This is a genomic window from Streptomyces sp. ATCC 21386 (assembly GCF_018728545.1).
Classification (GTDB): Bacteria; Actinomycetota; Actinomycetes; order Streptomycetales; family Streptomycetaceae; genus Streptomyces.
On sequence record NZ_JAAVVL010000001.1, the window covers coordinates 1,030,999 to 1,055,463 of the forward strand.

The 24,465-nt window shown below is 66.3% G+C and carries 20 protein-coding genes; 12 read left to right on the forward strand and 8 right to left on the reverse strand.

Annotated elements, in window-relative coordinates:
* Positions 1 to 44: 44 nt before the first annotated feature.
* Positions 45 to 1,826: a GMC oxidoreductase gene (locus tag GWK25_RS04550; RefSeq protein ID WP_215448587.1), complete on the forward strand. Its 1,782-nt coding sequence runs from the start codon at positions 45 to 47 to the stop codon at positions 1,824 to 1,826.
* 240 nt (positions 1,827 to 2,066) lie between these two features.
* A complete protein-coding gene (locus GWK25_RS04555; RefSeq protein ID WP_251828707.1) occupies positions 2,067 to 2,807 on the forward strand; it encodes a hypothetical protein in 741 nt (246 codons plus the stop codon).
* Between the two features lie 406 nt (positions 2,808 to 3,213).
* Here GWK25_RS04555 and GWK25_RS04560 read toward each other — a convergent pair whose 3' ends face one another.
* Positions 3,214 to 3,501 (reverse strand): chorismate mutase, encoded by a 288-nt coding sequence (locus GWK25_RS04560; RefSeq protein ID WP_215448589.1) that lies wholly within the window; start codon positions 3,499 to 3,501, stop codon positions 3,214 to 3,216.
* Positions 3,502 to 4,074: 573 nt separating this feature from the next.
* Between GWK25_RS04560 and guaA the strand changes: the two genes are divergently transcribed.
* Positions 4,075 to 5,655, forward strand: a complete 1,581-nt coding sequence (gene guaA / locus GWK25_RS04565; protein ID WP_184904513.1) for a glutamine-hydrolyzing GMP synthase — start codon at positions 4,075 to 4,077, stop codon at positions 5,653 to 5,655.
* 21 nt (positions 5,656 to 5,676) lie between these two features.
* Here guaA and GWK25_RS04570 read toward each other — a convergent pair whose 3' ends face one another.
* On the reverse strand, positions 5,677 to 6,159 hold the full coding sequence (locus GWK25_RS04570; RefSeq protein ID WP_215448590.1) for a pyridoxamine 5'-phosphate oxidase family protein: 483 nt from the start codon (positions 6,157 to 6,159) through the stop codon (positions 5,677 to 5,679).
* 251 nt (positions 6,160 to 6,410) lie between these two features.
* On the opposite strand from GWK25_RS04570, the gene GWK25_RS04575 reads away from it, so the two are divergent.
* On the forward strand, positions 6,411 to 7,205 hold the full coding sequence (locus tag GWK25_RS04575; protein WP_215448591.1) for a class II aldolase/adducin family protein: 795 nt from the start codon (positions 6,411 to 6,413) through the stop codon (positions 7,203 to 7,205).
* 104 nt (positions 7,206 to 7,309) lie between these two features.
* On the opposite strand, the gene GWK25_RS04580 is transcribed toward GWK25_RS04575, so the two are convergent.
* Entirely contained in the window at positions 7,310 to 8,266 is a 957-nt protein-coding gene (locus GWK25_RS04580) for a DUF4429 domain-containing protein (RefSeq protein WP_215448592.1), read from the reverse strand.
* A 383-nt stretch (positions 8,267 to 8,649) separates the two neighbouring features.
* Here GWK25_RS04580 and GWK25_RS04585 point away from each other — a divergent pair, with 383 nt between their 5' ends.
* From GWK25_RS04585 to GWK25_RS04605, 5 genes are all read left to right on the forward strand, one after another.
* On the forward strand, positions 8,650 to 9,903 hold the full coding sequence (locus GWK25_RS04585; RefSeq protein WP_215457199.1) for a hypothetical protein: 1,254 nt from the start codon (positions 8,650 to 8,652) through the stop codon (positions 9,901 to 9,903).
* Between the two features lie 353 nt (positions 9,904 to 10,256).
* Positions 10,257 to 10,769, forward strand: coding sequence for a DoxX family protein (locus GWK25_RS04590; RefSeq protein WP_215448593.1), 513 nt, complete (start codon positions 10,257 to 10,259; stop codon positions 10,767 to 10,769).
* Positions 10,770 to 10,910: 141 nt separating this feature from the next.
* Complete coding sequence (locus GWK25_RS04595) at positions 10,911 to 11,117, forward strand: hypothetical protein (RefSeq protein ID WP_215448594.1); 207 nt, start codon at positions 10,911 to 10,913, stop codon at positions 11,115 to 11,117.
* On the forward strand, positions 11,101 to 11,625 hold the full coding sequence (locus tag GWK25_RS04600) for a DUF6879 family protein (protein ID WP_215448595.1): 525 nt from the start codon (positions 11,101 to 11,103) through the stop codon (positions 11,623 to 11,625). The genes GWK25_RS04595 and GWK25_RS04600 overlap by 17 nt, the downstream gene beginning before the upstream one ends.
* A complete protein-coding gene (locus tag GWK25_RS04605; RefSeq protein ID WP_215448596.1) occupies positions 11,615 to 12,460 on the forward strand; it encodes a helix-turn-helix transcriptional regulator in 846 nt (281 codons plus the stop codon). Before GWK25_RS04600 ends, GWK25_RS04605 begins: the two co-directional genes overlap by 11 nt.
* Positions 12,461 to 13,195: 735 nt before the next feature.
* Here the strand turns inward: GWK25_RS04605 and GWK25_RS04610 are convergent.
* The gene (locus tag GWK25_RS04610; protein WP_215448597.1) at positions 13,196 to 14,098 is read right to left on the reverse strand and encodes a hypothetical protein; all 903 of its coding nucleotides are present in this window, start codon (positions 14,096 to 14,098) and stop codon (positions 13,196 to 13,198) included.
* Positions 14,099 to 15,678: 1,580 nt separating this feature from the next.
* Positions 15,679 to 16,275: a hypothetical protein gene (locus tag GWK25_RS04615; protein WP_215448598.1), complete on the reverse strand. Its 597-nt coding sequence runs from the start codon at positions 16,273 to 16,275 to the stop codon at positions 15,679 to 15,681.
* A gap of 335 nt (positions 16,276 to 16,610) precedes the next feature.
* On the opposite strand from GWK25_RS04615, the gene GWK25_RS04620 reads away from it, so the two are divergent.
* A complete protein-coding gene (locus tag GWK25_RS04620) occupies positions 16,611 to 17,396 on the forward strand; it encodes a hypothetical protein (RefSeq protein ID WP_215448599.1) in 786 nt (261 codons plus the stop codon).
* Positions 17,397 to 18,145: 749 nt separating this feature from the next.
* On the opposite strand, the gene GWK25_RS04625 is transcribed toward GWK25_RS04620, so the two are convergent.
* The 3 genes from GWK25_RS04625 to GWK25_RS04630 all read right to left on the reverse strand — a co-directional run bounded on the left by GWK25_RS04625 (position 18,146) and on the right by GWK25_RS04630 (position 21,952).
* Positions 18,146 to 19,684, reverse strand: a complete 1,539-nt coding sequence (locus tag GWK25_RS04625) for a recombinase family protein (RefSeq protein ID WP_215448600.1) — start codon at positions 19,682 to 19,684, stop codon at positions 18,146 to 18,148.
* A 473-nt stretch (positions 19,685 to 20,157) separates the two neighbouring features.
* Positions 20,158 to 20,475: a hypothetical protein gene (locus tag GWK25_RS43215; RefSeq protein ID WP_308404171.1), complete on the reverse strand. Its 318-nt coding sequence runs from the start codon at positions 20,473 to 20,475 to the stop codon at positions 20,158 to 20,160.
* Positions 20,462 to 21,952: a PspC domain-containing protein gene (locus tag GWK25_RS04630; protein WP_215448601.1), complete on the reverse strand. Its 1,491-nt coding sequence runs from the start codon at positions 21,950 to 21,952 to the stop codon at positions 20,462 to 20,464. Before GWK25_RS04630 ends, GWK25_RS43215 begins: the two co-directional genes overlap by 14 nt.
* Positions 21,953 to 22,119: 167 nt before the next feature.
* Between GWK25_RS04630 and GWK25_RS04635 the strand changes: the two genes are divergently transcribed.
* On the forward strand, positions 22,120 to 23,409 hold the full coding sequence (locus GWK25_RS04635; RefSeq protein ID WP_251828708.1) for an ATP-binding protein: 1,290 nt from the start codon (positions 22,120 to 22,122) through the stop codon (positions 23,407 to 23,409).
* Positions 23,406 to 24,281: a response regulator transcription factor gene (locus GWK25_RS04640; protein ID WP_215448603.1), complete on the forward strand. Its 876-nt coding sequence runs from the start codon at positions 23,406 to 23,408 to the stop codon at positions 24,279 to 24,281. The genes GWK25_RS04635 and GWK25_RS04640 overlap by 4 nt, the downstream gene beginning before the upstream one ends.
* Positions 24,282 to 24,465 lie beyond the last annotated feature (184 nt).

Consider the following 24,465-nt stretch of genomic DNA (forward strand, 5'->3'; position numbering starts at 1 on the left):
GGTAGATCTTCGGGCCCGCCCACCGTTCTCAACGAGGAGAGCACGTGTCGTACGACTACGACGTCATCGTCGTCGGATCCGGATTCGGCGGCTCGGTCACCGCCCTGCGCCTGACCGAGAAGGGCTACAAGGTCGGCGTCCTCGAAGCGGGCCGTCGTTTCACGCGCGACTCGCTCCCGAAGAACTCCTGGGACCTGAAGAACTACCTCTGGGCGCCCGCCCTCGGCCTGTACGGCATCCAGCGCATCCACCTCCTCGGCAACGTCATGGTGCTGGCCGGAGCCGGCGTGGGCGGCGGCTCCCTCAACTACGCCAACACCCTCTACGTGCCGCCCGAGCCGTTCTTCGAGGACCCGCAGTGGAAGGACATCACCGACTGGCAGGAGGAGTTGAAGCCGTACTACGACCAGGCCCGCCGCATGCTCGGCGTACGGCTCAACCCGACGATGACCCCGTCGGACGTGCACCTGAAGGCCGCCGCCGAGCGGATGGGCGTCGGCGACAGCTTCCACCTCGCCCCGGTCGGTGTCTTCTTCGGTGACGGCGAGGACGCCGACGGCAAGGCGAAGGCCGCGCCGGGCGAGCAGGTCGCGGACCCGTACTTCGGCGGCGCGGGCCCCGCCCGCAATGCCTGCACCGAGTGCGGCGCATGCATGACGGGCTGCCGCCACGGCGCGAAGAACACACTCAACGAGAACTACCTCCACCTCGCCGAGAAGGCGGGCGCGGTCGTCCACCCGATGACCACGGTCGTGGCCGTGACGGAGGACTCGCAGGGCGGCTACGCCGTGACGACCCTCCCGACCGACAACCGCAGGAAGGGCCGGGGCCGGGTGCTCAAGGCCCGCCGCGTCGTCCTCGCGGCCGGCACCTACGGCACCCAGACCCTCCTGCACCGGATGAAGGAGGGCGGCCAACTCCCGCACCTCTCGGACCGCCTGGGCATGCTGACCCGCACCAACTCCGAAGCGCTGGTCGGCGCGCAGACCGACAACCGCCGCTACCGCAAGGCGCACGGCGTGCCCGAGGTCGACTTCACCCGGGGCGTGGCGATCACCTCCTCCATCCACCCCGACGAGAACACCCACATCGAGCCGGTCCGCTACGGCAAGGGCTCCAACGCGATGGGCGGCCTGTCGATCCTCCAGGTCCCGTACGCGGGCAGCACCGCGTCGGGCACCGCGCGCGTCCTCGGCTGGCTGGGGTATGCGGCCAAGCACCCCCTGCTGGTGGCCCGTTCGCTCTCCAACCGCCGCTGGTCGGAGCGGACCATCATCGGCCTGGTGATGCAGTCGCTGGACAACTCCCTGTCGACCCGTCTGAAGCCGAAGGGCCTCGGCAAGGGCCTGTTGACGGCTCGTCAGGGCCACGGCGCGCCCAACCCCAAGCAGATCGAGGCCGCTTCGCGAGCCGCCTCCACCATCGCCGCAGAGATCAACGGCTTTGCCGGCAGCAACGTGGGCGAGCTGATGGGTACGCCGCTCACCGCGCACTTCCTCGGCGGCTGCCCCATCGGCGCCACCGCGGACGACGGAGTGATCGACCCGTACCACCGCCTCTACGGTCATCCCGGCATCTCGGTCGTCGACGGCGCCGCCGTCTCCGCGAACCTGGGCGTCAACCCGTCACTGACGATCACGGCGCAGGCCGAGCGGGCGATGTCGTTCTGGCCCAACAACGGCGAGCCGGACCGGCGCCCGGCCCCCGGGGAGGCCTACGAGCGCCTCGCTCCCGTGGCGCCCCTGCATCCGGTGGTCCCGGAGGATGCCTTCGGCGCGCTCCGGCTGCCGCTGATGCCGGTGCCGACGGTGCCGCCGAAGAAGTAGTTACGGAGAAGGACCCGCGCCCCCCTCCGAGCGCGGGTTCTTCTCTCGTGTGCCAGGTGTGACTGGTGAGTGCCGTGAAGGGTTGCCCTCGCAATAACTGTTTTCTTGTGTGACGTGAGTCACATGGATGGAGGGTTGAGCCGGTACAACCGACGGGCGCGCCCCGCCGTCACATACATGTTCGATGGGGCCTATGAGGTCCCTGTGAGGCATGAAACGAAAGTCATGAGGGTGGGGGACATGAAGTCGACGATGTCGCGGGTGGCGGTAGCCGTCTCGGTCGCGGCCACGCTGGGATTGACCGCGGCGTGTGGCGGGGGCGGCGAGGAGGACAAGGCGGAGAAGAAGCCGTCGGCCGCGGGCAGCGCCTCGGCCGCCGAGGACGCCGAGAACGGGGACGACGGCGCCGGGAAGACCGCACTGACCGAGGCCCAGCTGAAGGAGGCGGCCCTCGCGAAGGGGGACGTGAAGGGGTACAAGATCGCCGACATGCCCGCGGAGGACATGCCGGCCGAGACCGTTCCCGCGCAGCCGGCCGCCTGCCAGCCCCTCGCGAACATGTTCTTCTTCACCTCCGACCCGCAGGCGAAGGCCCGCGCCGGGCGCACGGTCACCTCGGAGGACGAGCTTTCCGCCAGCGTCATCTCCCTCGCCCTCGCCGCGCACGAGCAGGACGACGCCGAGAAGGTCATGGCCGATCTGCGCAAGGCCACGGAGAGCTGCGACGGGTACGAGCACGTCGGCAACAAGTACAGCGGCATCGAGGCCCTCACCGCTCCCGAGCAGGGCGACGAGGCCGTCGCCTACAAGATGAAGGGCGACATCGAGGGCGCCGAGATCCCGATGTCCTTCACGGTGGTGCGCAGCGGCTCGACACTCATCGGGTTCTACTCGATGAACATGCTCGACGCGGACAAGGCCGAGGTGCCGGACGCGATCCTGGACGCACAGGTCGCGAAGGTGGAGAAGGCCGCCGGCTGAGCGCTCCCGGCGTGACGAAGGACCCCGCGGAACGGCCGGCTCGGCCGCCGCGGGGCCCTCGGGGTCGGTGATCTGTTCCGCGTCGTGAAGGGGGAACGGGCTCCGTGACCGTCGCGCCCACCTCGGAACAGTTCCGCCGGTCGGCCCCGGGCGTCCCCGGAGCCGGCCGTTCTCTTGCGTGACCGGGCTGCTGTCCCCTGCCGTCCGGTCACAACCCTGGAGCGAGGTCCCACGGCGCTCGGCACGATCCGGACGCCTCATCGCTCCAGCGGAGCCACGCGTGGTTCTTTCCGGCCCGCACCTGGCTGGCACGGACACCGACACCAACGAAGCGTGTCGTACGGCGGTCACGCGCCGTACGGGTGAGAGGACAGGCGTACGTACGTGCGCCGCCGTTGCGAGCCGGTCAGATACGGCCCCGGCACAGCTCCAGCAGGGTCATGGCGAGCGCGGTGCCTGGCTTGCCGAGGGCGTCCCTGTAGTGGGCCAGGATCTCCATCTCCCGCGACAGGTTCACCCGCCTGCCGCCGGACTCGATCCGTGCCTCCTGGATCACGGCGGAGACCGCCACGCGTTCCTGGATCAGGCCGATGATCCGGTCGTCCAGGGCGTCGATGCGTTCCCGGGCACCGGTGATCACACCGGCGGCCTCGGAGGTACGGGCACCGGTCTTCTCGGTGGAGGTGATGGTCATCCTGGGCTCCTCGTCGGAAGTCGAACGGACCCCCGGAGCGGCAAGACCCGGAAAACGCCAGACGCCCCGGACCTTGTCGGCCCGGGGCGCCTGGGGAAGTCGCTTGTCAGTTGCTCAAGCAGCACGACCATGGCAGCCGGTGGGCCCGGTGCCATAGCTAAAGACAAAGGTCGAGTGCGCGAACATGGGCGCCAGTATGCCACGCCGCACCCGGCCCCCACCGCCAGGCCCGCGCCCCTTCAGGGGCGCGGGGAACTGCGCGACAAGCCACGACGGAGGCGCCGGTCGGCCACGCACCGATCCGGCCGTTCCGGCGCCGCTCCCGCACAGGGGCCCGCGTCGGGTGGCGGCTGGGCGAAGGATGGCGGCTGGGCGAAGGATGGTGGCTGGGCGAAGGATGGTGGCTGGGCGAAGGGTGGCGGCTGGGCGAAGGATGGTGGCTGGGCGAAGGATGGTGGCTGGGCGAGGGCGCGGCGGTCCAGGGGCGGAGCCTCCGGTGGGCCGACTTCACGAGCGCCCACCCCGGTAGACTCGGACCACACAGACCCCCGCCCCACCGCCGGAAGGCACCTCGTGTCATCAGCGAACCCCGCTGCCGCCGCTCCCGACACCGTTCTGGTCGTCGACTTCGGCGCCCAGTACGCCCAGCTCATCGCCCGACGGGTCCGCGAGGCCCGGGTCTACAGCGAGATCGTGCCGAGCACCATGCCGGTCGCCGAGATGCTCGCCAAGAACCCGGCGGCGATCATCCTCTCCGGCGGCCCCTCGTCGGTCTACGCCGAGGGCGCCCCCCGCCTCGACCGCGACCTCTTCGAGGCCGGCGTCCCCGTCTTCGGCATGTGCTACGGCTTCCAGCTGATGGCCACCACCCTCGGCGGCACCGTCGACAACACCGGCGCCCGCGAGTACGGCCGTACCCCCCTGCACGTCTCCAAGAGCGGCAGCACCCTCTTCGAGGGCACCCCCGACGAGCAGTCCGTGTGGATGTCCCACGGCGACGCCTGCTCCGCCGCCCCCGAGGGCTTCACCGTCACAGCCTCCACCGACGTCGTCCCGGTCGCCGCCTTCGAGAACGACGAGAAGAAGCTGTACGGCGTCCAGTACCACCCGGAGGTCATGCACTCCACGCACGGCCAGCAGGTCCTGGAGCACTTCCTCTACCGGGGCGCGGGCATCACCCCCAGCTGGACCACCGGCAACGTCATCGAGGAGCAGGTCGAGGCCATCCGCGAACTGGTCGGCGACAAGCGCGCGATCTGCGGCCTCTCCGGCGGCGTGGACTCCGCCGTCGCCGCGGCCCTCGTCCAGAAGGCCATCGGCTCCCAGCTGACCTGCGTGTACGTCGACCACGGCCTCATGCGCAAGAACGAGACCGAGCAGGTCGAGAAGGACTTCGTCGCCGCGACCGGCGTCCAGCTGAAGGTCGTCGACGCGGAGGAGCGCTTCCTGAAGGCGCTGGCCGGGGTCTCCGACCCCGAGCAGAAGCGGAAGATCATCGGCCGCGAGTTCATCCGTGTCTTCGAGCAGGCCCAGGCGGAGATCATCGCCGACGAGGGCCCCGAGGTCGCGTTCCTCGTCCAGGGCACCCTCTACCCGGACGTCGTCGAGTCCGGCGGCGGCACCGGCACGGCCAACATCAAGTCCCACCACAACGTCGGCGGCCTGCCGGAAGACCTCGAGTTCAAGCTGATCGAGCCGCTCCGCAAGCTCTTCAAGGACGAGGTCCGGATGGTCGGCCAGGAGCTGGGGCTCCCGGAGGAGATCGTCCAGCGCCAGCCGTTCCCGGGCCCCGGCCTCGGCATCCGCATCGTCGGCGAGGTCACCAAGGAGCGTCTCGACCTGCTCCGCGAGGCCGACGCCATCGCCCGCGAGGAGCTGACGGCGGCCGGCCTCGACCGCGACATCTGGCAGTGCCCGGTGGTGCTGCTGGCGGACGTCCGCTCCGTCGGCGTCCAGGGCGACGGCCGCACCTACGGCCACCCCATCGTGCTGCGCCCGGTCTCCTCCGAGGACGCCATGACCGCCGACTGGTCCCGGCTGCCGTACGACGTCCTCGCGAAGATCTCCACCCGCATCACCAACGAGGTCGCCGACGTCAACCGCGTCGTCCTCGACGTGACCAGCAAGCCGCCGGGCACCATCGAGTGGGAGTGAGCCCTTTCCCGGCGGAGAGGCTCAGGTCCGCCTGAGGGCCCGCACCGGCTCTCCGGGCTTCCAGACCTGGACGACCAGGTACTTGTCGTCCTCGACGTAGGTCCGCACGACCTCCGTCAACTCGGTGCGGAAGAGGTGGAACGGCTCCGGCGGTTCCACCTCTTCGCCGTACGCGGCCTTCTCCTCCGGATCGTCGACCTCGATCGCCCGGCCGCTCACCCGTACGTCCCCGCCGCCCATCCCCGTGCCCGGCCCCGGGTTGGCCTGCAGCGCGAAGCGGGGATCGCGGCGCAGATCGAGCGCCTTGAGCGAGTCGGACATCATCCCCAGCCACAGCTCCCCCCGCTTGAACCGGACCTCCAGCCCGGTCGTACGCGGCGAGCCGTCCTTGCGCAGAGTGGCGAGGACGTGATGGGTGAAGGCCCCGAAACGCGCTTCGACGGTCTGGGCGAGCTCAGGTTCGGCGGCGGCGAAGGCGCCCCAGTTCGCAAGATTCTCCGGCATACGTCGAGTCTCACCCGGATACCCGACAACCACTGTCCGGTTACCCCGAGCGACGTACGTCCGACGTACGGCTGACGTACGGCCGATGCAAGGCGCCGTACGGCGTGGCCCGAACCGGCCGAGCGGTCCGCACCTGACGCGCTTCGGTGACTTGCGTAACGGTTGCGCACTCTCTTCACGAGACGGACCTGTTCTCCCCGGGGGACCGACGGTAACTTCCGCTTCGTAAAGGAAGTCATTCTGGAGGACACATGCACGGGCCCACACCGCCCCTGCCCCTACCCACCGACCAGCTCCGGTTCGCCATGCCGCCGATGCACGAGTCGGCGGAGGAGGAGCGACGGCACCGCAAGGAACGCCTGGCCGGGGCCCTGCGGATCTTCGGGCGCATGGGGTTCGAGGAGGGGGTCTCGGGACACATCACCGCGCGCGACCCGGAGTTCAGCGACTGCTTCTGGGTCAATCCGTTCGGGATGCCCTTCAAGCACGTCACGGTGAGTGACCTCGTCCTCGCCAACCAGGACGGCCAGGTGATCGAGGGCCGCTACCACGTGAACCAGGCCGCCTTCACCGTCCACGCCCAGGTGCACGCCGCCCGCCCGGACGTCGTCGCCGTCGCCCACTGTCACTCCGTGCACGGCCGCGCCCTGTCAGCGCTCGGCGAGCTGCTCGACCCGATCACCCAGGAGTCCTGCGCCTTCTACGAGGACCAGGCCCTCTACGACCACTACACGGGCGTCGCCGTGGACGCGGACGAGGGCCGCCGCATCGCCGCCGTCCTCGGCAGCCGCAAGGCCCTCGTGCTGCGCAACCACGGACTGCTCACGGTCGGCGACTCGGTCGACGCGGCGGCCTGGTGGTTCCTCTCCATGGAACGCTCGGCACAGGTGCAGCTCACCGCGAAGGCGGCGGGCCGCCCCCTGCTCATCGAACACCGGCTGGCCGTCGCGACACGTGAGCAGGCGGGCGGCGACCTGGTGGCGTGGATCAACTACCAGCCGCTGTGGCAGGACATCAGCCGCAGCGAGCCGGATCTGCTGAGTTGAACCGGAGCACCCCGAACGGGACGCCGGGAACCGCGCGACCAGCCACACAGCCCCCGCCGACGCGTGACGGCCGTGGTGTGGGACAGCGATCTCGCGCGTGCACGTCAGAAGCCGCGCAGCACGGCGGCCTTCGTGGCAGCGAACTCCTCGTCCGTGAGGACGCCGCCCCGGTGCAGCTCCCCGAGTTCGCGGAGCCGGCGGAGGAGCGTGTCGTGGTGGTCGGAGGAGCCGGGGCGGTCGGGGGCGTCGGGGCGGTCGGAGGAGCCGGGGCGGTCGGAGACCGACGGCCGGACCGCGCCGGCCCCACCCGGCCCCGCGCCGTCCACGGGGGCGTTCGCGGGGCCCTTCGCCCGTGTCGACGGATGGGGGAGCCGCGCCGTGACCGCCGTCGCGACGAGGGCCGTGAGCAGGTCGCGCCGCGCACTGCCCCACAGATCGAGGGCGAACGGGTCCCGTTCCGGCGGCAGCTTCGAGAACACGGTCTCGCGCGTCACGAACCGCAGGAACCCGTCCTCGTAACCGGAGTTGGGCACCCAGTCGACCTGCACCAGTTCCCCGATGTCGATGATCCGCGGGCCGGTCGCGCGCTTGACCCGGTCGGAGGTGTCGTTCCAGTCGATCCGGACCCGCGTCCCGTCGAACGACACCGTGCCGTCACTGGACCGCACCGACACCGGCACGGGCGGACCCGGCAGGAGGTAGGCCCCGGCGGGCTCCTTCGGCGTCTGTTCCAGCAGCATCGACTGCCGTATCTCCTCGGCCACGTACTCGGCGATCCCCGACCGGTCGAGATCGACCGTCAGCCGGTACGGGTCGGCCGCGTCCGGCAGTCGCCCGCCCGTCGCCTGCAGCAGCGGATCACTGCCCTCGCGCAGCCGCAACCGCAGCCGCCCGCGCTTGCGTTCGGGCTCATAGACGACACCGGCCACTGCCTCCAGCGGCACCGCGATCTCCCCGTACGTCTGCCGGAACAGCGCCACGGAACGGTGCAGGCCCGGCGTGATCCGGACCGTGTCGCCATCGAAGGCCCAGACGCCGTCACGCTGGATGATCTCGGCCATAGGAGAATTCTCCCAGCCCGGTCAACACGGGCACCCGCACTTCACCCCGTGCCACCCACGCACGGAGTGGCCCTGCCGAATGCGGGCCGTGTTCCATACGGCACAATTCGCTGTCATCGCAGGGCAGTTGTACGGCCGCACGGCTGTGGTAGTGGGCGGACGAATGTACGACACCGCGCTACGGCGGTATCGACGCAGCGGTACCGGCAACGCACGGGCGACTGTCGTCGCCCTCGTGGCCGGAGCGGTGACAGCAGTGCTGGCAGATGGCAATGACGGTGGCGGCGAATGCCGAAGTACGCGGACGTGGGCGCGATGGCGCCCGCGGACGACGGCGCGGGAAGGCGGACTCGGGCGTGGCGGTACAGGAGGCGAGAGGGGGCATGGGCGCGGGCGCCCATGAAGGCGGGTGCACGTGCGGGGACTGCCCGCACGGGGCGCGCGCGGGACACCGGCGCGCCGTCGCCGAGTTCCTGCTGAAGCGGGAGGAGTTCGCGTCGGGGCAGGGGCTGCCGGCGGCGGTCGCGCACTCCGCTTCCGCCTCCCGCCAGTGGGTCTCCGACGAACTCACCCAGTCCGCGGCCCTCGTCGCCGAACGCGGCCGGGTCGAGGGCGAGACCTGGCTGGCCCGCCTGTGGCTGCGCACGGCGATCGTGGTCTGGGCCGCCGTCGTCACCCTCCTCCTCGTCCAGTCCCTCACGGCGATCGGCGCCGGCTGGACCTCGGCCCGCACCGCCGGTCTCCTCGCCGCCCTGCTGATGGCCGCGGCCCTGACGGGCGCGGGGTATCTCCACCGGGCGCGTGGCGGTGCGCTCGCCCCGGTCATCGGCGAGGACAACCGACTCTCCACCTCCCGCGCGGTCGCCGCCGGCTGGGTGCTCCTCGTCGTCTTCGCGGTCCTCGTCCTCGTCGGCCGCCTCGCCGCAGCCTCCGACCACCGTGAACGCGACGCTCTCATCGCCGGCCTCGACCTCGCCCGCGGCGCCGGCATCGTGACCGTCCTCGCCGTCGTCTGCGGCATCGCCGTCCTGGTCCGCCGCGTGGTCGGTCTCCGTGTCCTCTCCCAGCGCCTCCAGAAGGTCCGCGCCCACCGCCCCCGCGCCGCCGACCTCCTCACCGACGACTCCGGCCGCGGCAGCTTCACCGACATCCAGTACGTGATCATCTGCACCGTCGCCCTCGCCTTCGCGGCGGTCCGCCTCGCCCGCCGCCCCGACCAACTCCCCGACCTCCCCTGGGGCCTGGCCCTCCTCGTCCTGGTCTCCGCGGCCACCTACGTCGCCGGCAAATACGCCGAGGGCGGCCGGCCCGTCATCCTCTCCGTCGTCCGCGCCCGCGAGGCCGGCGACCTCGACGCCCCCATCCGCAACGGCGACGACATCGAGATCCGCGGTTCCGGCTTCGTCCCACCCGGCGCCCAGACCGCCGACCACCTCTCCCGCATGGTCGTCCGCATCGGCCCCGTCCACGTCCACGTCCCGCTCGTCCCCGTCGCCGGCGGCTTCAGCAACCCCACCGACGCCGTCCTCACCGCCCCCGTCCCCGTCGACGTCGAACCCGGCAAGATCGAAGTCCAGGTCGTGACAGCGGCGGGCGTGGAGACCAACCGCTACACCATCGAGGTCGCCGCGGACTGACCGGTTGCCGGGGGCCCGAGGCGGGCTGACCCCCTCAAGGGAGCGGAGGTGCAGGGAGGCGGGTGGCTCGGCACCTTGGCCGGTGGTGCGGGGAGTGGCTCGGCCCCTGGGCACCTTGGCCGGTGGTGCGGGTAGCAGGTCGGCCGCTCAGCCCCTTGGCCGGTGGGCCGGTGGGCCGGACAAACAGGGCCGTCGGCGGTAGCGGGAAAGCCTCCCGGGCGCACACCTCCCTGCCCTCCCCCCAACGTTCTCCGACCCGGAAAACGCGCCCGAACCATTGAGCACCCCCACCCCTCTGAACGTATCGTCTGTTGAGGGGTCAACGGCACGGCGGACAAGAGGCGGCGCAGACCATGACTCACGGCATTCGCTCGGACTCCCACACCCCCTATTTCGACGGTGGCCCCGACTGGCGCGACACCGCCACCCGCTACGCCCTCCTGCCCCTACGGGTCTTCCTCGCCGTCACCTTCATCTACGCCGGCCTGGACAAACTCACCGACAGCGCCTTCATGGCGGACTCCGGCTCCGGCTCCATCGGCGACATGATGAGCGCCGCCCGCGACTCCTCCGCCATCCCAGCCATGATCGACATGGCCCTGAACAACCCCGTCGGCTTCGGCTACGCCATCGCGATCGGCGAACTCGCCGTCGGCATCGGCACCCTCCTCGGCCTCCTCGCTCGCCTCGCGGCCTTCGGCGGAGCTCTGATCTCCCTCAGCCTCTGGCTCACGGTCAGCTGGTCGGCATCTCCGTACTACTACGGCAACGACCTCCCGTACCTGTTTTGCTGGGTGCCGCTCGTGTTGGCCGGAGCGCCGTTCTGGTCGGTAGATGCCCTGATCAGGCGGCGTAGGGGGCACTGACTGCGGTTGGCCGCCGTCTCACCGTCAGACACAGAGATACCCGATGACGCGAATATCCGGCCGGTCGCATAGACGCAGCTCACGGGCCCCTCGTACCGTCGTGGCAGACGCCCCAACGGGGGCCAGCCGAAGGGGAGTTCAGTGGCACGCGAGGAGCTACAGCGACTGACCGGGAACGGCAACGGCACGTGTGGCAAGGACGATTGCCCGAACGTCTACCGCACCGCCTCAGGCTCGTTCGTCGTCCAGGGGGACGTGTCGGACGCCTTCACGGCGCCTATCGGTGAGGGACTGGTCGAGATCCCTGAGGAGACGCTGAGGGAGGCTTTCCGTGCTCTTGGCTGGTGAGCAGTGGGCAGCACGATTCGAGGGCTTCACGCGGGAAGCGTGGCGACTGGAGACCCTGCCGCAGTACCTCATGCCCCAAGAGGCCGAGGAGTTGGAAGCGTTCAAGGCAGGCGCCCGTATCGACCCTCTGGCGGTCTCGAACGAGTACACCGACCGGCTACGCCGACAGGCCACCGAGGGGCGCTCACAGGGCCGTGTGCACGTTGTAACTCGCCCCCTTGCCGAGTACCTGCGGTTTGAGTTCCACCAGTACTACGCGCCCCACGCGCTGGCCGGTGAACAGATCCGAATCCTTGACGTGACCGACCGGGAAAACCCCCTCGAAGGGGTTCAAGATTTCTGGATGTTCGACCGGGCCGAAGTGGTGCTCATGAACTATCACCCGGACGGACGGCAGATCAGCCGCGAAGTATTCGAGGGTGACGTGACTCCGTTCATCGAATACCAGCGAATCGCCGTAGCTGAGTCGGTGCCCTTCGAGGAGTACGTGAAGGGCCTTGACGTTTGAGCCAGAAAGGCTAGGTCAGTCCAGATCGGACCTAGCCGAAGCAATGCGCACACTGCGGAAGCGAGCCGGGAAAACGCAAACCTGGCTCGCTCGCCGCTGCACCATGTCTCAAACCAAAATCAGCAATATCGAGAGCGGAAAGCTAACCCCCGCCCTAGTCGACGTTGAGCTGATATTGGATGCCCTCGGGTCCGAGGGAGCAGAAGCCGAAGAGCTTCTGTCACTCGCTCGTACTGCGAATACCGAGTGGCAGGATCACTGGTCTTCCCGTCGTAGAGGCTTGGACAAGAAACAGAACGAGCTAGCCAGGCTCGAAGCCTCCTCGACTGAGTTCCGATATTTCCTGCTGTCAGCGATTACCGGCCTACTGGCTACACCTGAATATGTGCGTGCGAGTCTCGCGGACGTTCCCGGAGACCAGTCGAAGACTGTGGCAAAGAAGCTGGAACGGCAAAGCATCCTGCATGACTCCTCCAAGTCGTTTACGTTCATCCTCACAGAGCAAGCCGTAAGGTGGCCGTTCCTGCCGCCCCTTGCCATGGCTATGCAGCTCGATTGGCTAGCGTCCGTCTCCCGCATTCCTAACGTGCGGCTAGGTGTGATCCCTCTGAGTGGTCACATTCCAGAGATGCCGCTCAGCACATTCACCCTCTACGACCGGAGACTAGCCACCGTCGAGACGGGAACCGGGGCACTGATCCTCAGGGACCACAGAGACGTGACTGCATACCGAGAAGACTTTGATAGGTACGAGTCATACGCCGTGTTTGGCGACGCCTGCCGGGAACTGTTGTCCGAGTGGGCCATGATTCATACCCGACAACGCGAATATTGAGCCTGGTTACCCCGGCTTCGAGGGACCATTGAGTCTCAGGAGCCGGGAGGTCGAGACTATGGCGAGCGATACCAAGACGACGCCGACGGATGCACGGCAGGGCGATTACGTCACCTACGCGCCCAAGGGTGAAACGTGCATCGGTTGCAGACAGGAATTCAAGAGTCTCGACCGCGTATGGCGGGTCACCATCGAGAGGGTGTCAGGCGCCCCGGCCCTTGGCCCCTACCGCCATTACGACAAGTGCCCCGAGTAGCGGCTTCCTGCCAGAACAGCGAACTAGGGTCCCAGAGTTCCTATTGCGGGATATGCGTTGGGCGCCGTGACATTTGGTGTGACGAGTGCTGTGGATTCGATGGGTGCGAGGTCTGCAACTGGACGGGAAAGAGACCCTGCCCTGTCTGTGTCGGTGGAGATGCCCAACCGATCCGCTGGTGAGATTCCGGGGCTGGACGCGACGGCGAGCAACACAAGGCGCCTAGCCCTGGAAATAGAGCCCTCGGTCATGCCGGGGGCTCTTCGGATTACCAATCAAACCGGAACTTAACCGGGGTGTTGAGGTCTCTCGCGATCGCCTCGTCGAGAACGCTCTCGGATCCAGACGGGTCCATTCCTCCTCGCCCCAATCCGTTGTCCTCGAATATCGGCTCCCTATCCGAGGCCGGGAGTTTCATTCCTCGCTCCTGCGCCCGTTGCCTTCGGACCCAATCTCGCGCCTCATCCATGGCGCTGCTCTCACTCACTGGCATTCACCTTGGCTCGTGCAGCCCGCTCCGCGTAATCCTGCTTCTCATCCTCGTCGAGCTGGTCAAGCTTCCACTTCTGAATACCGTCACCCGGAATGGTGACCGATTCAACCTTACTCAGCGCCTCACTCAGGGACACAGACTTCTGGTCACTCGAATACGGGTCCATGCCGCCTCGACCAAGCTTCACCGGCTCGACAAAGGGAACTCCGTCACGGTCTGCATAAGCGTTCGGCAGATTACTCAGTACGGACTCACGGGCGCCGAGAGCAGTACGAAGCAACTCAAGGGCCTTAGCGGCATCCTGGGTACGCTTGCTGATCTCACGGTCTGCCCACTTGCGATATTCCTCGCTGGCAAAAAGCTCCTCGTACGCTTCATCCAGCTTGATCCGGGAATCATGTGCAACCTTGGCACCGACAGTGATGCCGTTTTCTAGTTTGGTCAGCAGCTTGTGAAGCGGCGCCAAATCCTCGTGGTCTACCGGTTCGGGTATATCCGCTCCGGCCTCCACGGCTCGCGTGAGACCAGCCTGATACTCCGCTTCATCCTGAGATCGCTTATCGACAGCCGCCTGAAATGCGATCAGTTCGGCCTCATGGTCACTGAGACTCTTCTGCACAAAGCTCAGTCGTTTATCCAGCTCCTGGCCCAGAACCTTTACACCCTCGGAGTCTGTCTCGTGACTGACATAGCCCAACGGGAGTGTGGGAGCCTCGAACGGCTCACGGAAAGTCGGGTCCTTGATCGCTCGCAGTTCTGCCTCAAGGCGATGCCTTTCGTTTATGAGATCCGCTTGCGATACGGACTGGGCCCCATAGCTGAGATCGGGCACCCCATCGAGAGGCTTGGGAAGGAAGCTGTCGAGCATTTCACCGTTGTTGTAGATCATGAATTCTCCTCAAGGATAGATGCCGCTATCTCAGCGGCCTTTTCGTTCTTGCTCAGTTCTGCTCGCTCAGATTGGGCACGCTTACGCGATTGCCTCTCTAGTCGGTATCGCTGAAGCCAGCCACGGAACCCTTTCTCGACGAGTCCGAGGTATTCCCCCACGGGACCGCTGTAGACGCGTACTGAGCCGTCTGGAGAGGCGACAAGGGCGAACCCCACCGGCATCCCGTTGTTAGCTCCGGGGGATGCAGGGATTACATGGTTAAGGACAGGAGCCGAGCGAGTTAGCTTGACCGGGATTCGGTCGGTGCTCTTCGCCAGTCCTGGATCTCGGTAGAAGACTGCTCGTGCCCCTTTCGGGTCCAGTAGTCGGGGGGTCGGGTTACTCGTCATCTCCGTACCCTCCCTCTCGCAACTGCGGATGCCGGTGGATCATGTCGGCGTACGAATTCATCGCCTTACCTCGGTAGGGCTGGTCTGTCTCTTCGGTCTCACACTGTTCATTCATGGCTCTTGCTCCTGTCTCGGTTATGCGGCTTGCCGGGGGAACGTCATCCGCTGGTGCTTGGACGACCAAGCCCGGTAGTACGCCCTCTGGCATTCACGGCAGTACGGCTGCCGTCCTTCAGAATGGTTCGGGCTCTTATTGAACTCAGTCAGTGGCAGGTCGAGCCTGCACTTTGAACACGTCTTCACTGGATGCCTGCCCTTCATAGAAGGCTTTGCCAAAGCTCTGAGGCTCAAAAGAAAAGGCCCCCGACTCGAAAGCCAGGGGCCTTTCCCACCATGAACAACGGCGGAGCCACACGAACCTTGTTACGGAAAGGAAGAAGATCAGAAGAACTTGAGAGAGGTCAACGCTCTTTCCACCCTCTGAGGGGCTGCCAATCGCCGTCCACATTCAAGACGCCGTGACCAAGTCAAGACGACCATCCCCCTCGCATAGCTACGGGGGTGGTTGTTGCCGACTGGTCATCGGTGGATTGAGTGAGGTCTCGGAGTCAGCATCACACCTGAACGGAATGAGGACACCGTTTAGCGCCGGAGTGCATCGCAGTAGGCGTAGGTGTTCTCATGAAGTGAAGTTGTTCTGAGTGATGCTGTCCATATTAAATGGCCGTTCATCGGCCACCTTCTATGGAGTCAGACTTAATCCGTCTGGCGATAGAAGAGACTCCGGAGGACAGACAGGAGTTAGCTCCTGGCTAGTACCGACGGAGGAGGACTGAGCATCTGGACTCAGATGCGACTACGACCCGATCCCGTCGGGTCGTTTTTTACTTCCCCAGATGGCTTACGTCCCATCTGGGTCTATGAATCTACTTAGCCGCTGCCCTTAAAGCGGCTCCTTAACGGGAACCTGAAGGTTCCCTTACATCTGAGGTAGATGAACATCTTCTTCTTAGCCGCCAAATCGCGGCTACATGGCTAAGCCCCTGGTGCTTGATACCCAGGGGCCTATCAAGAATCTCTTTATCGTCGTGATCCTCAGATGGATCACTCTTAGTCGGCGCCGGGGAGGCGCCTCTACTAGGGCCATAAGTCTACATGTGCTCCGGTGGCTCTTACTAGGGCCATAAGTCAGTCGTCCTCTGAGTAGTCCCCAGCACTGTCCAGGTGCGTCCAGTCGGCAAGGTCGCCGACCTGGAGATAGAACGTTGTCTTGGCTCCTCGCTTCTGGCCGGTGACCTCCTTCCGGAGCCACCCTGCTTCGATGAGTACCTGTGCTCCGCGATCTGTGTACGAGCGAAGGTTCCCTGCCCGGTTGCGCTTCCCTACCGCATCCGCCAGTGAGCGCCACGGGATAGTTACCTGGGAGTCGTCTCCTGACAGTCGGGCTATCTGCCTTGCAACGTCCCTTCCGCTACGGGGCACGTACTGCATCACTTCCTCGTACCAAAGGGCGGCTTGCCCGGTAGGTGGGGTGTGCTCTGCCGCGAATGGGAATCCTCGCTTACGCAACTTCCGGCTGTGCTCTTCGATCTCAGCCGCAGAGGTGGCGAGGAAGCCCTCATCCGCCGCCTCCTGGACTTCCACCGGACCGGTACGGGATTCCTCCGGAAGGGCAGTCTCAAGCGTAGGGAAGGTCTCCCGTGGCCTCTCGGGGCAAGGCGTATAGATCACGGGATTGGCACAGGGACAGAACGGACTGTTGCACTTGGCTATACCGGTCGTCATGGGCGGCTCCTTCTGGGCATAAAGAAAGGGGCCCGGCTCAAAGCCAGACCCCTGGATGTGGGATATGTGCATTTAGTTGTGGCTAAGCTGGTTACCCGTTTTCAGGGCAGGCTAAAGCGTTGTCGGGTTTCCATTCCTAGCGGGTAGAAGTTGGACGGCCAATCGGCCCATCACTAGGTACATCGTTCTGATCGGCTCAAGCGTTACAGGTCTGGCGTGTGATCTGGGTCTCAGACTTATTTAGGTGACTGGGCCTAACTAACTAAGTAAGTGGTGGAGCGGATTTTAGGAATGCGAGGGCCGCACGCACCACGTCACGGAGTACAGTCGACGGCATGGAGACCACGGAGACAATCCATCAGATCGACCACTTGACAGTGCGCGCCGTCTGGACAGATACATCTGCATACCCTTCAGAGCTGCACCTTACGACGGAAAATCCAGGAGTCCCCGGGTTCGGCATCACTAGCGCTGTGCTCCGGGACCTGAAGCTCGCTCATCCGAACCCGCCAACGAATAAATCAGCCATCAGCACGGCCTTGGATGCAATACATGAAGTGTGGAAGTGTCAGAGTTATCAAGAGAGCTCAGTAGATAACGATTACCTGAAGGCCCTAGCCGCTGCTTACAGGGCGATGAGTAAGACTGAGACATCGGAACCAGTTGAAAGGATGTCCTTTTTCCTTCATTACGACCCTGGCGTCATCGGGAATCACTTGACCGAAGCCAGGAAGTTGGGATTCCTTGAACAAGGAGAAGGGGGAGGGTCCTCCCCTCAATCGCAATCTAATAGCCTGGGCGGGCGCCCAACTGGACCTCTAGTCCTCGATTCAGATATGACGGAGAGAGAAATCGTAACCACGCAGAAGCAGGCCGAGAAAGGAAGTTCTATGCGCGCTAGAGAATCGATAAAAGTCAGAGTGGTCGAAGTTGACAATGAAGGAAACGAGACCCTGCTTGATATCTTGGTGGACGGCGAGTGCGCACACGACGATTCTCTCGACTGCAGGGGACTGAAGGCAGAGCGTGATCGAAAATATGACGATTGGTTGCGCGCCAAACTGAGTCCGCACCAATACGAGGATCATCTGCGTCGAGCGAGTCTCCGCGAGGAAAGCTAATTCGCTCAACTGCGAGCGCGGGAGGTGCCTGCGGGGTAGGGGGAGGGGCCCTCCCTTCAATAACAATCGAATAGTCCGAATGGGTGCTCAGTAAGACGCCTGGGGGTCGGCTCTTCGAGTCGGCCCCTTTGGCATGTCTTGGGTAGTGGCTTGTCGGCAAGACTCCCGGTCCCCTGTGTCCCCTCCTGCCGTCCCCTCAAGACCTCCCCGGTACCGAGGTGCCAGTCCTGCTCTCCTGGCCTCTCCTGAGGACTCCAAGTCGCTCCGCCACCGGCCTACGTGCGTGGCAGCTTCACTCAGGTCTCCAACGTTGAAGGGTCATCACGTAACAGCCGAACGATCAAGGCAAGTGCCTTTAGTCGAGTGAACCGAGATCAAGGCGCAGAGAAGCTTTCAGCGGCGTTATCACTTGCTCGGTTCTTTCGTTCGTCGAGCACAGAAGGTTGTTTGCGGATTTCTCGCGGCTCTTGTGTGTATGGGCGCCCAGGGGGAGGGGGAGGGGGAGGGGTCCGGACATCCGCATTACGCCGATCGGGACGTCATATGGTCTTCAATCCTGTACGGGTTCCCGTGGGCCAGCCAGGGCCGAAAACGAGGCCATTTCGAGGATGTGACCACAATCACGTGCCCTTGGGGCGTCCGGACAAGAGGCCCTTTGGTTTGAATCTGTCCATATCCTGAGATCGTTAAATGCGTGCGGACATGAGAAAGGCCCCGGTCGAAACCGGGGCCCTCTCGGTAGTCGCTTCTCAGTGAATAGTCAGCGGCTGTGTGATGTCGCCGAGATGAATATCTGCTCCAAAGTCTACTGTGTTCGATACGCCTGCAATTAGGGGCTTCAGCCGGAACGTAACGCCAGCCTTAATGAGGTGTCGCGTCCGCTCGTCGTCGCTGCTGCCAGACCACATCTCTCGGAAGGTGCGACCGGTATCTCTGTACTCGTACCGGTCCGGCATGTCGCCCTCTGCGGCTAGAGAGTCGTGTTCCTCGGCCAGGGCTGCAATCTCAGCCTCGGTGGATGACTTGGCGAAGCCGTGTGCGTTCTTCCCTCCCGGCCTGATGGAGCGCTGGAGATTCGCTACGTGCTGCTCGATCTCTTGCAGTCTCTTGGAATTGTTGGAGCCCTTTACGTAGATCCGCTCATGCAATGGGCGGTCACCGAGAACTGTCAACACGACTTTCTCGACATGTTCCTTAACTATTTCGGCCCTGAAGGAGTACCCCTTTCCGCACGACTTGCGGTTAGCCGCAGCGTTGCAGCGATATACCGGCTTGCCCTGTTGTCTCTCGGGATTGAAGAGATACAGATTTCGGCCACAACCGTCGCAGAGAACCACTCCTCGATAAGCAGTCGTATTCTTGGTAGTGCGTCTTGCCGAGCTAGGGCGGTTCTGCATTTCCTCTTGTAGCTTGGCCCACTCTCCTTCAGTCAGGATCGGGTCAGCCATCCTGATTTTTCCCTCAGTCGTAAGGATCGGCTGCGACCGGCCGTATTGTTTACCGGGAACCTTCACTTCTTCGCACTTCCATCCGAGGATTGTCTCGGATTGAAGAATCTGGGTGATGGAACGTGGGCGCCAGGTGGGCAGCTCCACGCCCAATTCCTTCCTGCGATTGGACATGCGCTCTGCGCCCGGAGAGAGGACACCTCTCTTGTTGAGGTCATCTGCGATCCCTGAATAAGGTTCACCGGCGATCACCCGCTCATACAGCTCGCGGATGACTGTCTTCTGGTTCTCTCGAACCTGGAGATACATTGCCCCGTCTTCCCCACGGTACGTCTCGTATCCGTATGGGGGGTTTCCCTTGGCCCAGACATTCTTTGTCTTGGCGTGTTTCTGGAAGCTCTTGACTCTCATGCTGATGTTCTGTGCTTCCATTTCGGCAATGGCCGCAAACAGGTCGATGATGACGTGGCGGAAAGGGCCCACCATGTCGAGTACGGGTTCCTTTACGGAGACCAGTGCCTTACCGCCATGCTCAGATGCCCACCTGATCATGTCTTGCATGTCGACCACCTTGCGAACAAAGCGGTCCATCTTCCAGAAGAGAATCAGATCAAACTCAGGGGCTTTGTTATTGAGCCATTCCCCGAGTTCCGGTCTCTCGAATGGGTGAGACTTGGTGGCGGAGATGTGTGCATCCTTGGCTACACCGACTTCCTCCCACCCGAGGTGTGCCCTCTCTGCGATGTGCTGTCGGCAGTCAAGTAGCTGCCTCTCCAGGGAGGTAGAGGCGTCCGTCTCGTTGCTGATCCGTAGGGCGATCAGGACCCGTACTCGCTTCACAGGGCAGGACCCTACAACAGCAGTACGCCAGTGACCTCCCCTATCTCATGGCCTGGATCCCGCTGATCCTCGCCGGCGCCCCGGTCCTGTCGGTGGACGCCGCCATTCGTTCCCGCCGCCGGGGCGGCCCCAGCAGGCACCGAGCGGGCGACGCCTACCACTGAGCCCTTGAGCCCTACGACGCCCCGCCGCCCCGGATGAGTGCGGCTGAGGCCGGGCGGAGTCGGCTGGAGAGCGGGGCTGTGGTTCCGCCCGCACCGGCCGAACTGTTCCGCCGGGGGGTGTGAAGGCTGGTCGGGCCGCGTGAGTCCGAGGAGCCTTGGTCCTCTCCCCGTCCACTCCCCGCCCGCTCCCAGTCGGACCGGCCTTCCTCTCTGCCGCGTTCACCCACCCTTTGCCGCGCTCATCCACTGGCGACCAGCGCCCACCCACTGCCGGCCCGGCCTGCCCGCGCTCAGCCGTCCCTGCTGGCTCTAGCCATGCCCACTCGTGCCCGCCGCCCCGGATGACCCCGCCGCCCCGGATGACCCCGCCGCTCCCGTCGGCCAAGCCGGTCCCCCCGGCCCCATCACCCCCGTTGCTCCCGACCGTCCCGCGCGCCGCCGTCCCCGTATCTCGTGGTCCAGAGAAGCCACTGCCCCCGCGAGACACAGCCCTCCGACCACCAGGGGTATCACCACGAACCACGGGGTCTTCCAGGCGCCTCCCGCGTCGCCGAGGTACACGACACCGGCGGCGGTGAGGAAGAGGCCGGCGACGAGCTTCCCGGGCCGGAACTCATGCCGCAGCACGGGCCACCTCCGCCTGTCCCAGACCGACTTCGAGGTCGATGGTGAGCGTTCCTCCACTGCCCGAGCCCTTCGCGGGGGGCAGCGTCAGCCGGTCGCTCTTGTCCGGTGCCACGTCCACGTCCTCCTTGTCGTCACCCGGCAACTGGATGTCACCCAGGCCCACTTCGATGTCGAGCCGCACGGTGACGTCCGGTGGAACCACCACCTTCACCTTGCCCGCGCCCACCTCCACGCTGGTGCTCAGCGACTCTCCCTTCGGTATGTCCACCCGGGACAGATCCAGCGTGCCCACTCCGGTGCCGAGCTCGTACCGGGCTGCCACGCTCTCCGCGTTCCGGGGTGTCCACTTCGTACGGGCCCAGTCGGTGGTGATGTTCGACGGAAGCGCCGCCGTGCCCGCCAGGAGTCCCGCAGTGACCACGGCCAGGAAGATCGACCCCGCTCCCGTACGGCCGAGGAAGGCGCTGAGGGCTATACCCAGACCGAACACGGTCAGCGCGCAGGCCAGACCGGTCTGCAGGCTCGCGGCGAGGGTGCGGTCCGCCCAGGTGGTGCCGGTACCCGCGCCGCCGGCGAGCAGCGCGAGCAGGAAGATCCAGCCACCGATCCAGCGCGGCCCCCGCGGCTTCGGCGGACGCGCCACGCGTATGTCCTGACGGGTGGGCCGGATGCCTCTGGCGATGTTGACCGCCGCGGCTATGTCCCGGTCGCGGGATTCCCACGGGCCCCACAGATAGCCCGTCCCACCGACATGGGTGCCGTCCTTGACTATGGGGTCGCGCCACCAGGACGGGTAGGCGGAGGCCACCGGTGGTGCCTGGGCCTCCGGCGGGGCATCGGCCACCGCCTGGGCGGCCAATGGATCGGGGTCGGGGGCGCCGCGGTGCTGTGACCAGTACCCCGCGCCGGCCAGGAGCAGGGAGAGGACCACGGAGAAGGTCAGGACGGTGGTGTTGCCCAGCATGGTGAGGAAGACGCCGCAGCCGACCAGCGCGAAGAGCACGGCCGTGAGGGCCTGGCCGTCGACCCGGCCGGTCAGCAGCTTGCGCAGCTCGTTCTCCTCCTCGTCGTCGTACGGCACGAACAGCCAGGCGAAGCCGTAGAAGAGGAGGCCGAGGCCCCCGGTGAGGGAGAGCACCGCGAGCACCACGCGGAAGATCACCGGATCCATGTCGCACTGGCGTCCGAGCCCGGCGCAGACACCGCCCAGCATCTTGTACCGCCGGTCGCGGCGGAATCTGTGCGGGGGACCGGGGGGACTGAGGGGACCGGGGGGTCCGGCCGGAACGTCGGGGCCGGTGGCGTCCGATTGATCTGCCCGCGTGCCCGCCCGCGTGCCCGCGCCCTCGTGCGCGCGCGGCTTCTTGGCCCCCGTGCCCGGTGGGGGCACGGCGTCCTGCGGCTCGCTCTTGGGCCGCAGGGCGTCCGGACCCGAGCCGGGGCCCGGCTCCGCTGCCGCGTGCTGGTGATCCGTCATGCGTCCATCGTGACCGCCGCGCCGGTTCGATGGCACTCGGGATGACCCTGGTCGAACCCTGATATCCGTCAGGGGGATGTGTTCGATCACGCTCGCGTCGAAGATCAGGGACGTCTCGGGGGTCGACCCTGATGCCCCGCTCGGCCGTGCGTGTGAACATCGATGGCATGCCGGAAGCCGCAGCACCGCCAGTCGACACTCCGCGGCCCCCGCGCAAGCTCTACCGCAGCAGCGACGGACGCTGGCTCGGAGGCGTGGCGCGAGGGCTCGCCGGACATCTCGGTCTGCCTGTGACCTGGGTGCGGCTCGTGTTCGCCGGCCTCTTCCTGGCCGACGGCCTCGGCGCCCTCGTCTACGCGGCGTTCTGGTTCTTCGTCCCCCTCGGTGTGGGAGGAGTCGACAACCAGCGGCCTCCGGCCATCGCCACGGAGACCTCCCCCGACGGCCGCCGCAGACTCGTGGCTCGCAAGCCCGACCGAGGCCAGATAGTCGCTCTCCTCCTCATGGTCGTCGTGGCCATGGTCTTCGTCGGCAATGTGAACCTGGGGGAAGGCGCCAGGGCGTATCTCTGGCCGACGGTGCTCGTCGCCGCCGGCGTCGCCCTGGTCTGGCGCCAGGCGGACAACGCGCGGCGGGCCCGCTGGGCCGAGGTCGGCCGCCGTCGACGCACGATCACTCTGCTGCGCTCCGTGGCCGGTGTCCTGCTGGTCACGGCGGGGGTCTCCGGGATATTCGTCCTCCAGGGCTCGGCCGCCCACCTCGGCTCGGTCCTCCAGGCGGCGCTCGCGGTCCTCGTGGGCATAGCCCTGCTGGCCGGTCCGTACCTCGTGCGTATGACCCAGGATCTCTCCGAGGAGCGCCTGATGCGCATTCGCGCCCAGGAGCGCGCGGAGGTCGCGGCCCACGTCCACGACTCGGTGCTGCACACACTGACGCTCATACAGCGGAACGCGGACAAGCCGAACGAGGTCCGTCGCCTCGCCCGCGCCCAGGAGCGCGACCTGCGGAACTGGCTGTACAAGCCCGAGGGCACGGGGAAGGACGAGGACGACGAGCCCGACACCCTCGCCGAGGCCGTCCGGCGGAACGCGGCCGAGGTCGAGGACAAGCACGGTGTCCCCATAGAGGTGGTCGTCGTCGGCGACTGCCCCCTCGACGAGGGACTGACCGCACAGATGCAGGCCGCGCGCGAGGCGATGGTCAACGCCGCCAAGTACGGTGGCGAGGGCGGCGCCGTGCAGGTCTACGCCGAGGTCGAGGGAAGGACGGTATTCGTGTCCGTCCGCGACCGCGGCCCAGGATTCGACCTCGACGCGATACCCGCCGACCGCATGGGCGTCAGAGAATCGATCATCGGCCGCATGGAGCGCAACGGAGGCACGGCACGGCTCCGCGCCGTACCGGACGGCGGCACGGAGGTCGAGCTGGAGATGGAGAGGGCGGAGACGACGTCATGAGTGACGCGAACGGGGCCAACGACACTGGCACACAGGGCGGTTCGGGCACGACGCCGAGCGGGGGACCAGGAGGTACGGCCGCGCGGGGCACGGGTTCGGCAGAGGGCCTGCGCGGCGAGCCCGCCCGGCAGGACACGCCCGACCAGCCCCCCACGCTCGACGGTGTCGCCGCGCCCGGCGCACTCGGCGCACCGGGACCGTCCGGCCCCGGGCGGCGCGTGCGGGTCGTGCTGGTGGACGACCACCGCATGTTCCGTACGGGAGTTCAGGCCGAGATCGGGCAGACGGACCGTACGGGGGTGGAGGTGGTCGGGGAAGCCCCCGACGTCGATCAGGCGGTCTCGGTGATCACGAGTACGCGGCCCGAGGTGGTGCTCCTCGATGTGCACCTGCCCGGCGGCGGTGGGGTCGAAGTCCTGCGCCGCTGTTCGTCGTTGATGGCGGACGCCGAGCAGCCCGTACGCTTCCTCGCCCTGTCCGTGTCGGACGCGGCGGAGGACGTGATCGGGGTGATCCGGGGCGGCGCGCGCGGCTATGTCACCAAGACGATCACCGGCTCGGACCTGGTGGACTCCATCTTCCGGGTGCAGGAGGGCGACGCGGTCTTCTCCCCCCGGCTGGCCGGCTTCGTGCTCGACGCCTTCGCCTCCACCGACGCCCCGCCCGTCGACGAGGACCTCGACCGCCTCACCCAGCGCGAGCGGGAGGTGCTGCGGCTCATCGCCCGTGGCTATGCGTACAAGGAGATCGCCAAGCAGCTCTACATCTCGGTGAAGACGGTCGAGTCCCATGTCTCCGCCGTCCTGCGGAAGCTGCAGCTCTCCAACCGCCACGAGCTGACGAGGTGGGCGACGGCACGCCGCCTGGTGTGAGGCCCGGAGGCCCTGCCAGGCCCTGTACCGTCGCGCGACCGCTGGTGGCGACGATGGGGGGCGGCCGGGGTGGGTCCGGCCGCGCCCGCCGTGTCTCCCGGCGGGGCCCTCCAGCCGCTTCCCACCCGCCGCTCAGGCACGCGGCTCGGACCCCCGGCTCAGGGCCCTCGGCTCAGGGCCCCGC